This is a genomic window from Paenibacillus sp. PL91, assembly GCF_012935325.2.
In the GTDB taxonomy this organism is placed as follows: Bacteria; Bacillota; Bacilli; order Paenibacillales; family Paenibacillaceae; genus Pristimantibacillus.
Genome location: NZ_JABBYG020000002.1, coordinates 670263 through 685829, shown reverse-complemented (window position 1 = coordinate 685829; position 15567 = coordinate 670263). Strand labels below are relative to the sequence as shown.

Sequence of the window (15567 nt, the reverse complement as noted above, 5' to 3'; positions counted from 1 at the left end):
AAAATAGGCAGCGAGGGAGAGGGCTCATTTCATGAGCTCTCTTCCCTCGTTGTCAATCGTTGAAATTAGAAGGGAGAACGACAAATTCATGATCAATCATAAACTTCCAAAAATATGGTATGGCGGCGACTATAATCCTGAGCAGTGGGATGAGGAAACGATGAAAGAGGATATTCGCATGTTCAAGCTTGCGGATATTGATGTGGCGACAGTGAATGTGTTCTCATGGGCGCGCATACAGCCAAATGAAGATACGTATCATTTTGAAGAGTTGGACAACATAATAAATAGATTGCATCAGGACAATATTTCAGTCTGTTTGGCAACGAGCACGGGCGCTCATCCTGCATGGATGGCCAAAAGATACCCAGATGTTACGCGTGTCGATTATGAAGGCCGCAAGCGCAAATTCGGCGGACGTCACAATTCCTGCCCAAGCAGCCCGGCATACCGCAAATATTCGAAGCTGATTGCAGGTAAATTAGCTGAGCGCTATAAGGATCACCCAGCGCTTGTTGCTTGGCATATTTCCAATGAATACGGCGGCTATTGCTATTGCGACAACTGCGCCGAGGCTTTCCAAGCATGGCTGCAAAAACGATACGGTACGATTGAGCAATTAAACAAAGCTTGGTATACGAGCTTCTGGGGTCATACGTTCTATGATTGGGAGGAGATTGTTCCTCCGAACGCGCTAAGCGAGGAGTGGGGCGGAAATCGCACGAACTTCCAAAGCATTTCGCTGGATTACCGCAGATTTCAATCGGATGCGCTGCTGGATTGCTATTTAATCGAATACGATGAGATTCGCAAGCATTCGCCTAACATACAAATTACGACGAACCTGATGGGGACCTATCCAGAGCTTGATTATTTCAAATGGGCGAAGCATATGGATGTGGTGTCGTGGGACAACTATCCTTCCATTGACACGCCAGTCAGCTATACAGCAATGACGCATGCATTGATGCGCGGCCTGAAGAGCGGTCAGCCCTTTATGCTCATGGAGCAAACGCCAAGCCAGCAAAACTGGCAAGCTTATAACGCGCTGAAGCGTCCAGGCGTTATGCGTCTGTGGAGCTACCAGGCTGTGGCGCATGGCGCTGACACCGTTATGTTCTTTCAGCTGCGCCGCTCGATCGGAGCATGCGAGAAATATCATGGCGCGGTCATTGAGCATGTCGGCCATGAGCATACCCGCGTATTCCGCGAATGCGCAGAGCTTGGCCATGAGCTTACCGAGCTTTCGGATAAGCTGCTCGATTCGCGAATTGATGCAAAAGCGGCAATTGTATTCGATTGGGAAAATCGCTGGGCTGTCGAATTATCGAGCGGTCCAAGCATCGCGCTTAAATATGTGGACGAGGTTCATAAATATTACGATGCCCTTTTCGAGCTGAACGTTCAGACCGATATGATCAGCGTGGAAGAAAGTCTTGATCAGTACGATCTCGTTATAGCGCCAGTTATGTACATGATTAAACCTGGCTTTGCTGAGAAGGTAGAAGCATTCGTCGCGCGCGGCGGTACCTTTATCACGACTTTCTTCAGTGGAATCGTAAATGAGAATGACCTTGTCACAACGGGCGGTTACCCTGGCAAGCTTCGCAAAGTGCTTGGCATTTGGGCCGAGGAAATCGACGCGCTGCTGCCCGGCCAGCAAAATCAAATGGTGATGACAAAAGTAGACGGCGCGCTTAGCGGAACATACACTTGCAGTCTGCTGTGTGACCTTATCCATGCAGAAGGCGCTGAAGTCGTTGCCGAATACGGTTCTGATTTCTACAAAGGCATGCCTGCTGTAACAGTCAATAAGTTCGGCAAAGGCGAGGCATGGTATATTGCTTCAAGTCCTGACCAGCATTTCCTGCAGTCGCTTCTCACGAACCTTTGCAAGGAAAAAGGGATCGAGCCATTGCTTGCTGCTCCTACTGGGGTAGAGGTTACCCGCCGTAACAAAGACGGCAATTCATATACGTTTATTTTGAACCATAATTCAGAAGCTGCCGAGCTGCAGCTTGGAGCGCAGCCACGCAATGAGCTATTGACTGGAGAGCTTGTAAGCGGGACTTACAGCTTGGCGGCCAAAGACATTATGATTATCGAGGGCTAAACATTACCGAGCTTAATCGCAAGGGATAGGCTCTTACTCCGGGTTTTAAGCATATGCTATAGTTAAATGCCCGGTATGAGGGGAGCAGCGCTTGTGTCCATGAAGCGGCGGCGACGATATATAATGAGCATACTTGTGCTCGTATTGTACGTTTTACTCGTTCTTTTATTGTTTGCGATGTGCTTTTAAAGGAAGGATTGTCCACGACTAGATATTAGTCCGAGGGCAATCCTTTTTTTGCTGGAATATTGCTTCCTGCTATTACAAATAATGAATGAGAAGAAAGCAAAACGGTTACGGAGCTTCGAGTTCGCGCATATGGAGAAGCCGTAGCGGAATAGGAGGATGCTGCAGTGGCTGTAAAAAGCAAAAGCAAAAACAATTACAAAAAAATGTCGATGTCGCCTAAGGAATACCAGTCCTTCGCAAAAACCATGGAGCCTCCGCGGTCGATTCTCGGGAATTGCTTGAAGGCATTTCTTTTTGGCGGTGCGATATGCGTAGTGGGACAATGCATTCAAGAGCTTTTTGTTCATGGGATGGGAATGAGCGAGGAAGCGGCAAGCAACCCTACAGTTGCGACGCTTATTCTGATCTCTGTTATTTTAACAAGCCTCGGCGTGTATGACAAAATCGCACAATGGGCCGGTGCTGGCTCCGCCGTCCCTGTAACAGGATTCGCGAATTCCATGTGCTCCGCGGCTCTGGAGCATCGCAGCGAAGGTCTTGTGCTAGGCGTTGGCGGAAATATGTTCAAGCTCGCTGGCTCCGTTATTGTGTTCGGTACGGTCGCGGCTTTCTTCGTCGGTATTGCCCATCTCATACTTGGCACTGGAGGTCAATAATATGCTGCGCGGGAAACAGACATGGTGGTTCGAGAAACGGCCGGTTATTATTGGCGAAGCGACTGTGGTTGGTCCTGACGAGGGACAAGGTCCGCTGGCAGCAGAGTTTGATCTGGTCCACCCCGAGCTTGATATGCAGCAGAAAAGCTGGGAGAAGGCGGAGCGGCTCTTGCTTGAGCAAGCGTCTGAATTCGCCATTCAAAATGCCGGCATCCAGCGTGATCAACTTCAATTTTATTTTGGCGGCGATTTGATGAATCAGATCATTAGCAGCAGCTTTGCTGCACGGTCGCTCGGCGTTCCTTATATTGGATTGTTCGGCGCATGCTCGACCTCCATGGAGTCGCTGGCGCTCGCATCGTTTGTCGTGAATGCGGGCGGAGGCAGCCATGTGCTTGCCGGTACGTGCAGCCACAACTGTACAGCGGAGAAGCAGTTCCGCTATCCGACGGAATACGGCTCTCAAAAGCCGCCAACGGCGCAATATACAGTCACGGGAGCGGGCGCAGCCATCATTGCCGATAAAGGCGACGGTCCGGTCGTAGAGTGCGCGACCATCGGCAAAGTCATCGATTTGGGCATTACCGATCCTTTTAATATGGGAGCTGCAATGGCACCTGCAGCGGTCGATACGATCCAGGCCCATTTTAACGATACGGGACGGCAGCCTAAAGATTATGACTTAATCGTAACGGGCGATTTAGCCGGAGTTGGGCATCCGATTGCGAAGAAGCTGCTGATCCAAAACGGCGTACCGATGGACGATACGGTGTTTGACGATTGCGGGCTCATGGTGTATGACGTTCAGAAGCAAAAGGTTCAAGCGGGCGGCAGCGGCTGCGGTTGTTCCGCGGTCGTCACTTACGGGCATTTGCTTAAACGGATTAAGAAGGGCGAATTGAAACGGATTTTGGTCGTTGCTACCGGGGCACTGTTATCTCCGCTCTCGTTCCAGCAAGGCGAGAGTATTCCATGCATTGCACATGCGGTGGCAATAAGTGCAAAAGGGGGTTGAAACGGTATGATTTTCTTATGGGCGTTTCTAGTCGGCGGAGCAATTTGCGTACTCGGTCAGCTTATGTTCGACGTGCTTAAGCTGACACCGGCGCATACGATGTCCACATTAGTTGTAATCGGAGCCATCGTTGACGGCTTCGATTTATACGAACCATTGGTAAAGTTCGCAGGAGCGGGAGCTACGGTTCCGATTACAAGCTTCGGTAATGCGCTCGTTCATGGGGCGCTTACCGAGCTGCATAATCAAGGCTGGATCGGAGTAATATCCGGTATCTTTAAAGTAACAAGCGCGGGCATATCGGCGGCTATTATTTTCTCCTTTCTGGCAGCGCTCGTGGTCAGGCCGAAAGGATAAAAATATGATTTTGAAACTGGAGGATCCTGTGGGATCTTCCAATTTTTTTTGGAGCGAAAAAATTTGTGCACACTTAAGAAAGTACTGTAAAATAGTAGTATTGAAAACGAACATAGGCGTTATTTTGGGAGGTAATGAAATGGATATCCGTCCTGCAGACATGCAATTATGCGCTACTATACTTCGAAACTTAGAAACTTGTATCCTTGGCAAACAGGAAGAGATCCAGAGATTGCTCATCGCCGTTATTGCAGGCGGTCATGTACTTTTAGAAGACGTGCCAGGCACTGGCAAGACGCAATTAGTGAAAGCGCTGGCAAAATCAATCGGCGGTCAATTCCGGCGTATTCAATGCAACCCGGACTTGCTTCCCACCGATATTACAGGCGTTTCTATTTACCATCCCAAGCAGGAAGCTTTTTTATTTCGTCCAGGTCCCGTAATGGCTAATATATTGCTCGCAGATGAAATCAATCGAGCGACAACGAAGACGCAATCCGCTTTGCTGGAGGCCATGGAGGAAGGGCATGTAACGGTTGACGGAGATACTTACGAGCTGCCGCGCCCATTCGTCCTGCTTGCTACCCAAAATCCGATTGAGTTTGAAGGCACCTATACGCTTCCTGAGGCACAGCTTGACCGCTTCATGATGAAGCTGTCGCTCGGCTATCCAAGTGAATCTGACGAACAGCGAATGGTGCTATCTAATGAAGGAATACATCCGTCCGATCGGATCGAGCCTATGATCAACATAAATGATATGATCCATATTCAGGATCAAGTCCAGCAGGTTCATATCGATGAGGCGGTAGGCAAATATTTGGTCGGCCTAATTAGAGGAACTAGAGAGCATGGGAGCGTCATGCTAGGCGCAAGTCCACGTGCAGCGCTTGCGCTTACGAGAGCAGCCAAGGCGAGCGCCTATATCCAGCAGCGTCAGTTCGTTACGCCCGACGATGTGAAGGAGCTTGCGCCATACGTTCTATCGCACAGACTTCTTCTCCGTACGGAAGCTAGAATGAACGGGCTGAAAGCGGAGGATATCATCTCGCAGGTGATTCAGTCCACGAAAGTGCCGGTTCGGCTAGAGCGTTAGTCCGATGACAGCGACTAAATCCACGAGGCTGCGTTGGCAGCTTGTCGCAGTTATTTATTTGACCAGTCTTTTTTATTTTTTGTTTCAAGGCGGCAAAACCGCCATGATGCTCTTTATGATATTAAATTTATTGCTTATTTATTTGGTGCTTGGCCGTTGGAGCGGCATTAATAAAGTAGTGGGCAGCAGAACCTACCAAGCCCCGGGCGCCTCAGGGCTTGATCACTCCTTATCTGCAGGCAGCGTGCTTGATGTCAGCCTTCAAGTGAAAATTCCAGGCTTTTATCCGCTGCCTTATGTCATCGTTAGAGATCAGCTGCAGCGCCATAACGGGCAAAAGCTTGCGTTCGAGACATCCTTTGTTCCCAATTGGAAGCGCAGCGGCCAGGTCGCCTATCAAACGCCTCCTTTGCAGCGCGGGGAATATCGGTTTACGCATACGCAATGCTTATCATACGATGTGTTCGGACTATTTGAACACGCAGGCCGATTCGGCAATGAAACCATTTTTAGCGTACAGCCTCAGACGGTACCGCTTAGGCAGTGGAACGGCATACAGCGAGGTATTCGCGGCCCTTATTCACATGCTATTGCTTCACGCTCCGCGAAGGAAACGACGCAAATTAACGGTGTTCGCGAATATTTGTACGGCGACCGCTTGTCTCGCGTGCATTGGAATGCGACGGCGAAGACCGGCGAGTGGAAATCAAAGGCATTTGAGCGCGAATCTCTTCCGCGTACGGTCGTCATCCTTGACCGCCATCCGGGAGGCTATGGGGGCGAGCTTGCGACACGCTTTGAACTAGCCGTGTCTGCCGCAGCCTCTCTGCTCGAGAACGGATTGAAGGATGATACGGCGATGGGCTTGCTCTCGGTAGGCGAGACGATGACGGTGCTTCCGCCTAAAGCAGGCCTGGATCAACGGAATTTGCTTATGAAGCATTTAACCTACGTTGATGCGGATGCGGCACGGCCGCTTTATGCGTCGCTGCAGCGGGCGGATTCCATGCTGGAGCCCGGAAGCTTCGCCGTCGTAATCACGCCTGAAGTAGGCGCTGATATCATTCGGAGCATGGAGTGGCTGTCTCGAAAAGGCATTACGCCTTGCATGCTGCATATATCATCCTCGGTTGATATGCTGAGCCATAATACTTCATGGAAACATATGATGCGTGAACGCGGATGGCCCGTATTTGAAATTCGTCAGCTGCAAGAGCTCCCAGCCGCTTTAGAAGGGAGTGGTATTGCATGAAACAAGCTTTCAAATCGCTGGGTCGATATTTTACGGCTGATTGGTATGAGAAGCTTAGATTTATTTTTATAGCTATCATTCTTGTGAATACAATTTCTATTTTTGAAGGCTACTGGTGGGAAGAAACGTACGCCATCGTCTACTATACGTTATTTGCTGCAGCAGCGATCGACGTGCTTCTGCCGCTCCGCAACCGCTATTTCAAGCTTATTCTTCAACTATGCGCGGCTATACTTATTACAACACAGCTAGCTAGAATGGATTGGCTTGTAGCGAGCCCGCAGCGCTGGGAGGAATGGATTTGGTGGCTGCAAGCGCATTTCGTACAGCTAAACCCGTATATTTGGATTAGTGCTGCGATGCTTTTGCTTCATGTATTGTTCGGCATATGGACGACCACGCGGACCCGCATGGTCGGGTTTGTCGGCGTGAGCATTCTGGTGCTGACGATAGCTGACTCCTTTACGCCGATTTGGCTTTGGGATGAAGTAGGCATGGTCGTATTCATAGGGCTGCTATGGTTAGTCGCAAGCCATATGTCGAGGCTTAAACGCGAGCATCCAAACAGCTGGAAGGAGCTCATTGAATATCCGCTTCAATTAATAATGCCAATCGCACTTGTACTTGCGGTGCTTATGACGGTCGGGCTGAATATGCCGTCTATATCTCCGATTTTGCAGGATCCATACACGATCTGGAAGGAAGCGAAAGGCGAGCAGGTACAAGTGTTTCTTGGCGATAAAGGAGCCGATTCGGTTACTCCCGGAAGCACGGGCAATGCAAGCTCGGGCTACAGCAGAAGTGATGAAGAACTTGGCGGCGGATTTGAGTACGACTATTCGCCGATGATGACGGTTACCACCTCGCACCGGAGCTATTGGCGCGGTGAATCAAAAAACTTTTATACGGGCACGGGCTGGGTAGAAGTCAAGGTAGAGCAAGCTGACGAGGGTAACATGCTTGTGCGCAAGGGCGAGCCGCTGTCTTCGTTAGAAGCGCCGCCTTTGGCTGGAACGACAGATATTAATCAAATCGTTACGATGATTCGTAAGGATGCTTATCCTGTGCTGTTCGCTGCCACTCCCCTCTCCAGAGTGAACTGGATTGAGAATGAAGAGGCGCCTATGCCGACAGGAATAGTTTGGGTGCCGAACGTAAGTGAACTGCGTGTGCTGAATTGGTCGATTAAAAATCGTATATATCCAAAAACCTACTCGGTAACCTCATCCGTGCCTGTTCTGGATGAGGAGCTGCTGAAGAAAGCGAAAGCAGGCTGGACGGACCAAGGAGCGGCAGAACGCAATAGCCACTATTTGCAATTGCCGGATACACTGCCTAATCGTGTGAAGCAATTAGCCAAGGAAGTGACAGCCGAGGCAACCAACGACTATGACAAGGCAAAATTGCTGGAAACGTATTTAAGACTCAATTTTAATTACAACAACAAGCCGGATGAATCGAAGCTTACAGGCTCGACAGCTGATTTTGTCGATCAGTTCCTATTTGAGCTAAAGGAAGGCTATTGCGATTATTTCTCCACCTCGATGGCGGTAATGGCGCGAAGCCTTGGGCTGCCCACAAGATGGGTTAAGGGCTTTGCTCCGGGTGTGCTACCGGCTAACGACTTTGGGCCTCCAACCGAATTTAGGGAGGATATTAATCCTAGCGGTGCCGGTACCTATACGGTACGCAATTCCGATGCCCACTCTTGGGTGGAGATCTACTTTGAGGGCTTCGGCTGGCTGCCCTTTGAAGCGACGTCTGGCTTCTCATTCCCTTATACGTTTGCTGAGGAAGAGATGGAGGCACTGCCTGAAACGGGTACAGATTCGGAGGAAGCGACCGAATCGGTAAAAACAGAGAGCAAATCAAACGCGAGGATTTGGGCATGGATTTCTGTTGGATTTCTTGCTGTAGTTGCGGCAGCGTGGCTTTTCGTTAATCGTGACAAGCTTATTGCATTTATACGCAAGCTGCGTCATGGCTCGTACACATCAAACGACCGAATTGTACTTGAGACGCAGAAGCTGCTTCGCATTTGCAAGAAACGCGGGATGGAGCGGGAGGAGCATGAGACGCTGCGAGAGGCTGTCATGCGCTGGTCTCAGAGCCAGAAGCGTCTGCGCGATGACTTTAAGACGGTGCTGGATCGTTTCGAGCAAGCCAAATACAGCCCAATCATGGCAACTAACGAGGACGCAGATCGTTTTGTTCTTAAGGTGAAGTCATTAATTGATCAGTTAAGGTAACTTGCCATGATTCGCCATCATTTGAATGAATACCGCTCGCCAGTGAAATTGGCAGCGGTATTTTTTTGCAACAAATTTGGTTTGTATGGTATAGTTTCGTAAGATAGCAGGCAGAAAGCAGAGGGATATCCATTATGTTTGAACGGCTGTTGCCGCATATGCGCGTCAATACAGTGTACGAAATTAATTTAGATGAGCTGCACGCAAGAGGCGTACGCGGCATCATTACGGATCTAGATAATACGCTCGTCGGTGCGAAGGAGGCGCTAGCAACGCCTGAGCTTGTGCAGTGGCTTGATTACGTTCGCTCACGTGGCTTTCAGGTCGTTATCGTTTCTAATAACAATGAAACGCGCGTCGGGAAATTTGCTTCGCCGCTGAATATTCCTTATATTCACGCTGCGCGCAAGCCGGCAGGCAAATCGTTCCGGAGAGCGCTTAGTGTACTCGGGCTAGGTGCTGAGCATACTGTCGTTATCGGAGACCAAATGCTGACGGACGTGCTAGGAGGTAACCGAATGGGGTTATACACCATTCTTGTTACGCCGATTGCCCCTTTAGACGAAGGGGTTATGACACGGGTAAATCGCCGGATTGAACGGTTTGCATTAGTGCGTTTGAGGAAAAAAGGGTTATGGTATGAGGGGGAAACAAAGTAATGGAACAACAACTAAGTCAGACATCTGGCTCATGTGCAGGCTGCGGCGTTGCGCTGCAGACAAAAAATCCTGAATTGCCAGGTTATTTGCCGGAAGCGGCAAATGGGCGCGATCCGGTTATTTGCCAGAGATGCTTCCGTATTCGTAACTATAATGAAGCATCTTCCGTTGCGGTTGATCAAGATGATTTCTTGAAACTGCTTGGCAGCATTGGCAATACGGACAGTCTCGTCGTACATATTGTCGATTTGTACGATTTTGAAGGAAGCTTAATCTCAGGCTTGCAGCGCTTCGTCGGCAATAACCCGGTGCTGCTTGTCGTCAACAAAATTGATCTGCTCCCGAAAGCGATGAATGTGAATCGACTTCGGAACTGGGTTCAGAAGCAAGCGAAGGAAGAAGGACTGCGGACGGTCGACGTCGTATTGTGCAGCGCAAAGCGCAATATGGGCTTTGAGCGCGTTATTGAAGCGCTTGAGCAGTATCGGAACGGCCGTGATGTCTATGTGGTCGGAGCAACGAATGTCGGCAAGTCCACGCTAATCAACCGACTTATTCGCGATTACAGCGATATGGAGCGTGAGCTCACGACGTCGCGCTATCCGGGAACGACGCTTGACGCCGTTCATATTCCGCTTGAGGACGGCAAAGCGATTATCGATACGCCTGGTATTGTCTATACAACGAGGATGACGGAGGTTGTGCCGCGCAGCTTTCTTGGCTCTCTATTGCCGGACAAGCCGATTAAACCGCTCGTCTATCAATTGAACTCGGGCCAGTCGCTGTTTATTGGCAGCCTTGTGAGGTTCGATTTTGTCGAGGGAGACCGCCAATCCTTTACGTTCTACGTTTCGAATGCGCTTAACATGCACCGTACGAAGCTTGAGCGTGCAGACGAGCTCTATGCGGATCATCGCGGCCAGTTGCTTGGCGGGCCAAGCCTCGAGGAGCTGGAGACTATCCCGGCGTGGACTAGACATTCCCTTCGCGTGAAGCGCGGTTTGAATAAGGATGTTTTCATATCCGGTCTTGGCTGGATTCAAGTGAACGGTACCGGCGGAGCTGTAATCGATATTTATGCGCCGAAGGGCGTTAAGGTTATGCTTCGCGACTCGATGATCTAAAGATTTGGCTTTGGAAGGGGAATTCGCTGTGACGAGTATGGGCGCAGGAAACCGGATTGACAGCAATACCGTTTTGTATGGCGTAATCGGCGACCCGATTCGCCATTCAAAGTCGCCGATCATGATGAACCGTGCCTTTCGGGAAACGGGAATTAACGGCGTGTATGCGGCTTTTCACGTAACGAGCGATCGTATAGCGGATTTTGCCGCAGGCGTGCGCGCTATGGGCATTCGCGGCGTCAACGTTACGATTCCGCACAAGCTTGACATTATGTCCGTTTTGGACGAAATTGACGAAGGGGCGCTCGCGATCGGTGCAGTCAATACGATTGTGAACGATGCTGGACGGCTCATCGGCTACAATACGGATGGCATCGGCTATGTGCGCTCGCTGAAGGAAGAAGCGGAGCATGAGCTTGCAGGGAAGCGAATCGTCGTCATTGGCGCAGGCGGCGCGGCTCGTGGAATTGTGTATGCCTTAACGAGCGAGAGTCCTTCGCGCATCACAATCGCCAATCGTTCCGTAGATCGTGCCCGTGAGCTCGCTTTGGCCTTCCAAGACATCGCGGATATCGAAGCCATCTCGAATGAACAGCTGCAAGCTGCCTGCGGGCAGGCGGACATCGTCATAAACACGACATCCGTGGGAATGTTCCCGAAAACGGGCGAGACGCCGATCGATGCAGCCTGGCTGAGGCCAGGTGCGGTTGCAAGCGATTTAATTTATAATCCTCTAAAAACAACGTTTTTAGAGCAAGCGGAGCAGCGCGGCTGCCGTATTCACGGCGGCTTAGGCATGTTCATCTATCAGGGTGCATACGCCTTTGAATATTGGACCGGACAGCCTGCTCCGGCCACCGCGATGCGTGATACTGTACTGGCCGCGCTGCAAAGCTGACAAGCTTATTCATAATGGCAAAAAAAACAGACGAATTATTGAGATGAAAGAAGGAACACATACATGCTTACAGGTAAACAAAAACGTTATTTAAGATCGCTCGCGCACCATTTGACGCCTATTTTTCAAGTGGGCAAAGGCGGCACGAACGATCACCTCGTCCGTCATATCGAAGAGGCAATCGAATCGCGGGAGCTTATTAAAGTTTCCGTGCTCAACAATTGCTTGGACGATCCGAGGGAAATCGGCGCAGAGGTCGCAGCAGCAGCCGGTGCAGAACTGGTACAAGTAATCGGCAAGACAATTGTCCTCTACAAGGAATCCAAGGACAACAAGCAAATCGAGCTTCCTAGCGCAGCACGCAGATAATCGTTAACAATCAAAGGATGGGAAAAAGGGCATACTATCTTTCGGAGCGGCTTCAGGTTTGCCTTTTTATGGTTGATGTAAGGAGGAGTTCGACTAGTGAGTAAGATTGGTATTATGGGCGGAACCTTCGATCCCATCCATATCGGTCATTTGATCGCGGCGGAAACGGCGCGCGAGCAATGCGGCCTGCATGAGGTATGGTTCATTCCGTCTTACGGTCCTCCGCTCAAAGCGAATGAACCGGGCGTTAGCGGACAGCGGCGTTTCGAGATGGTATGCGGGGCAATCGAAAGCAATGCTTCGTTCCGCGCGCTCGACATTGAATTGCTGCGCGGCGGAGTAAGCTATTCCTATGATACGGTGATGGAGCTGCGGAGGCTCTATCCGAGCGATTCATTTTGCTACATCATTGGTTCAGACCGGGTTAATGATCTCCCGCAATGGTATCAGATTGAGCAGCTCGCGGCCCAAATCACATTTATCGGATTAGAGCGTCCAGGCGAACCCATCGCGATTGATGCGCTGCCAGGCTTTTTGAAGGAGCGAATGACGCTGATTCAAATGCCTGGAATCGATATTTCGTCTACTGCGATTAGAAGCATGGCGAATGCTGGGCAGTCCGTTCAATATTTAGTGCCGGATTCGGTGAACAGCTACATGAGGAGGTACAACCTGTATGAATCGTGAGCAAATGATCGCTAAGGTGAAGGCGGAAATGCCAGAGCGGAGATGGCTTCATACGCAAGGCGTTATGGAAACTGCGGTCATTTTGGCCAATAGATACGGCGAGGACCCGGTTCGCTCTGAGCTGGCTGCCATTTTGCATGATGTGGCTAAATATTGGAAAGTCGAACGGATGGAGCAGGTCATTCGCGATCAGCAATTGCCGTCCGTGCTGCTCGATTATGATAAAGAGCTATGGCATGCGCCTGTCGGAGCTTGGGTGACCGAGCATGAATATGGCGTAACGGATGCAGAGGTGCTGGATGCGATTCGCTACCATACCTCTGGGCGCCGCGGAATGTCGAAGCTTGAGAAAATCGTTTGTCTGGCTGACTATATGGAGCCTGGACGGGATTTTCCCGGAGTAGCAGTCATTCGCGAGTTAAGCGAGCAGGATTTGAATAAAGCTTTGGTAGCAGGATTCAACTCTACTATTACTTTCTTATTAGAAAAGGGAAAACGTATATTTCCGCTAACGATAGAAGCACGGAACGGATTATTGGAATAATATAGAAAATAACAGGAGGCTGAGCTATGGCGTTACATTCGGATGAATTGCTACAAATTACGGTCGCAGCAGCGGAAGACAAAAAAGCGGTAAGGGTCGTTGCTTTGAATTTAAAGGAAATTTCCTTGGTGGCGGATTATTTCGTTATCTGCAGCGGTAACTCGGACACGCAGGTGCAGGCAATCGCAACTGAAATTCGCAAGCAAGCAGAAAAAAACGGCAATCGGATTCGCGGTATTGAAGGCATGGATTCAGCAAGATGGGTGTTAATCGATCTTGGTGATGTTATCGTTCACGTATTCCACCGCGATGAGCGTGAATACTATAACATTGAGCGTCTATGGTCCGATGCGAAGGTTGTGGAGTTCGCATGAGCTTTGTAGCTGGAACAACACAAATGTTAAGGGTGGCACGCGAAGTGTCGCCCTACGGCTATTTCCTTAGCGATGGGGAATCGGATGTGCTTATGCATTATACCGAGCTTGTGGGCTCCAAGCCAAAAATCGGCGACGATGTGGAAGCTTTTCTATTCTATGACTCGGAGGACCGCTTGGCCGCTACGATGAAGAAACCGCTTCTTCAGCTTGGCGAGCTCGCCCGGTTGAAGGTTGCGGACGTTCACCCAAGGCTTGGATGCTTTCTGGAAATGGGCTTAGGCAGACAATTGCTGCTGCCGCTTTCAGAGCTGCCCGAGAGCATTGAATACAGACCGCTTCCAGGAGACGAAGTGTTTGTCGTGATGAAGCATGACAAAATCGGAAGACTAGTCGCCAAAATCGCCTTTAAGGAAGAGCTCTCGGAGCTCGTATTCCCAGCGCCAGAGAGCTGGAACAACCAATGGGTCGAGGGCTGGGTAACGAAAACGCTCCAGCTTGGCTCATTCGTCATCATTGACGGAGGCGTTGTAGGGTTTGGCGTTTACGGGCTTATTCCAAGCGCCGAACGGATCAGACCGCTGCGGCTTGGCGAACGCGTGAGCGCACGCGTAACGTTCATTCGGGAAGACGGCAGAGCCAATCTCTCGATGGCGCAGCGCAAGGAAATTGGAAGAGTAGAGGATGCCGATCGCATTCTTGCCTTTATTAAGGAAAGACCAGGCGGAGGAATGCCATACTCTGATCAGACGGATGCCGACATTATTAAACAAAAATTCGGCATAAGCAAGGGCGCATTCAAACGTGCTCTGGGCAAGCTGATGAGAGAAAGGCTAGTTACTCAGAAGGGCAGCTGGACGTATTTGGCTGTAGAGCCGGCTGCGGATGCAGCAGGGCAATCTGCTGAGACGCAGGCGCAAGGCTCCGATTCTGAAGGAGCTGATCAGCAATGACACGCTCATACGGACAGTTTGCAACGGTCTACGATCAGCTTATGGAGGACATGCCCTATGCGGAGTGGCTTGGCTTTGCTAGAGCAAGCTGGTCGCGTTACGGCATGCCATCGACGGTCGTTGATCTTGGCTGCGGTACCGGGAGCATATCTATTCCGCTTGCCCGCTCAGGCTTTCAGGTCTATGGGATCGACCTTTCCTCAGACATGCTTACCGTCGCCCGCAGCAAGTGGGATGAGACGCCTCAGCTGGTCACAAGACCGCGTTCGGGCTCCATCCGGTGGCTGCAACAGGACATGCGCGAGTGGGAGCTCCAGGAGCCCGTGGATGCGGTCATTTCATTTTGCGATTGCTTGAACTACTTGACGGAGGAAGCTGATATTGAAGCTGCCTTCCGTGCCACCTTCGCAGGCCTTCGAAACGGAGGGACATTTCTGTTCGACATGCATCCTCCCAAGCAGCTGATCCGATATGCGGAGGAGCAGCCATTCGTGCTTGATGAACGGGATGTCGCTTATATTTGGACATGCGATTTCGAGGAGGAGCGCTGCGAGATCGAGCATCATCTAACGATTTTCTCTCGCGATCTCGATTCGAAGTTTTACCGTTTTGAGGAATCGCATGTGCAGCGCGCATACGATCCAGGATGGATCGAGTCCGCGCTGCGCCGAGCAGGCTTTCAAACGGTCGACCGCTACGCCGATTTCGAGCTGCAGCCGCCAAACAGCGAATCGGAGCGTCTGTTCTTCGCAGCTGTCAAATAACAAAAATGAATAGTAAAGGGTGTCAAATAAGGTCTGATAAGACTTTAGGGGGCGCCCTTTTTTGGTGGTACGGCTTAGTGGTCTGTAAGCACCTATATGTGCTTACAGAGTAGAAACGGCGCATGAGTGAAGCCCAAAAGCTGTTGTGCGGCGTATTTGTTCAGCTATGGTAACTAAATCTTGTGGTATAAGAGGCGAATGTGCGCTAGAAGCAACATGATCGCTCGCTTCTATATGTGGTGCTAGAGTCGAATGGTGTCGATTCATG

Annotated in this window: 16 protein-coding genes; all 16 read left to right on the top strand. The window is 50.4% G+C overall.

The window, feature by feature from the left end; all coding sequences use genetic code 11:
* The first annotated feature begins 88 nt into the window (after positions 1-88).
* The gene (locus HI950_RS08585) at positions 89-2113 is read left to right on the top strand and encodes a beta-galactosidase (RefSeq protein ID WP_169083429.1); all 2025 of its coding nucleotides are present in this window, start codon (positions 89-91) and stop codon (positions 2111-2113) included.
* A 392-nt stretch (positions 2114-2505) separates the two neighbouring features.
* On the top strand, positions 2506-2958 hold the full coding sequence (gene spoVAC, locus HI950_RS08580) for a stage V sporulation protein AC (protein WP_169083512.1): 453 nt from the start codon (positions 2506-2508) through the stop codon (positions 2956-2958).
* Position 2959: 1 nt separating this feature from the next.
* Positions 2960-3973, top strand: a complete 1014-nt coding sequence (gene spoVAD, locus HI950_RS08575) for a stage V sporulation protein AD (RefSeq protein WP_169083428.1) — start codon at positions 2960-2962, stop codon at positions 3971-3973.
* Between the two features lie 6 nt (positions 3974-3979).
* On the top strand, positions 3980-4330 hold the full coding sequence (gene spoVAE, locus HI950_RS08570; protein ID WP_169083427.1) for a stage V sporulation protein AE: 351 nt from the start codon (positions 3980-3982) through the stop codon (positions 4328-4330).
* Between the two features lie 139 nt (positions 4331-4469).
* Positions 4470-5426, top strand: coding sequence for an AAA family ATPase (locus HI950_RS08565; RefSeq protein ID WP_169083426.1), 957 nt, complete (start codon positions 4470-4472; stop codon positions 5424-5426).
* A gap of 4 nt (positions 5427-5430) precedes the next feature.
* Entirely contained in the window at positions 5431-6678 is a 1248-nt protein-coding gene (locus HI950_RS08560; protein WP_169083425.1) for a DUF58 domain-containing protein, read from the top strand.
* Positions 6675-8927 (top strand): transglutaminase TgpA family protein, encoded by a 2253-nt coding sequence (locus HI950_RS08555; protein ID WP_169083424.1) that lies wholly within the window; start codon positions 6675-6677, stop codon positions 8925-8927. Before HI950_RS08560 ends, HI950_RS08555 begins: the two co-directional genes overlap by 4 nt.
* 134 nt (positions 8928-9061) lie before the next feature.
* Positions 9062-9586 (top strand): YqeG family HAD IIIA-type phosphatase, encoded by a 525-nt coding sequence (locus HI950_RS08550; RefSeq protein ID WP_169083423.1) that lies wholly within the window; start codon positions 9062-9064, stop codon positions 9584-9586.
* A complete protein-coding gene (yqeH, locus tag HI950_RS08545; protein ID WP_169083422.1) occupies positions 9586-10710 on the top strand; it encodes a ribosome biogenesis GTPase YqeH in 1125 nt (374 codons plus the stop codon). Before HI950_RS08550 ends, yqeH begins: the two co-directional genes overlap by 1 nt.
* 37 nt (positions 10711-10747) lie before the next feature.
* Positions 10748-11608 (top strand): shikimate dehydrogenase, encoded by an 861-nt coding sequence (gene aroE / locus HI950_RS08540; RefSeq protein WP_169083511.1) that lies wholly within the window; start codon positions 10748-10750, stop codon positions 11606-11608.
* 63 nt (positions 11609-11671) lie between these two features.
* On the top strand, positions 11672-11977 hold the full coding sequence (gene yhbY, locus HI950_RS08535) for a ribosome assembly RNA-binding protein YhbY (RefSeq protein ID WP_169083421.1): 306 nt from the start codon (positions 11672-11674) through the stop codon (positions 11975-11977).
* 114 nt (positions 11978-12091) lie between these two features.
* Complete coding sequence (nadD, locus tag HI950_RS08530; RefSeq protein ID WP_169083510.1) at positions 12092-12664, top strand: nicotinate-nucleotide adenylyltransferase; 573 nt, start codon at positions 12092-12094, stop codon at positions 12662-12664.
* On the top strand, positions 12654-13208 hold the full coding sequence (gene yqeK / locus HI950_RS08525; protein ID WP_169083420.1) for a bis(5'-nucleosyl)-tetraphosphatase (symmetrical) YqeK: 555 nt from the start codon (positions 12654-12656) through the stop codon (positions 13206-13208). Before nadD ends, yqeK begins: the two co-directional genes overlap by 11 nt.
* 26 nt (positions 13209-13234) lie before the next feature.
* A complete protein-coding gene (rsfS, locus tag HI950_RS08520) occupies positions 13235-13582 on the top strand; it encodes a ribosome silencing factor (RefSeq protein ID WP_169083419.1) in 348 nt (115 codons plus the stop codon).
* Positions 13579-14535, top strand: a complete 957-nt coding sequence (locus tag HI950_RS08515) for a CvfB family protein (protein WP_169083418.1) — start codon at positions 13579-13581, stop codon at positions 14533-14535. Before rsfS ends, HI950_RS08515 begins: the two co-directional genes overlap by 4 nt.
* A complete protein-coding gene (locus HI950_RS08510) occupies positions 14532-15299 on the top strand; it encodes a class I SAM-dependent DNA methyltransferase (protein ID WP_169083417.1) in 768 nt (255 codons plus the stop codon). Before HI950_RS08515 ends, HI950_RS08510 begins: the two co-directional genes overlap by 4 nt.
* The last annotated feature ends 268 nt before the right edge of the window (positions 15300-15567 follow it).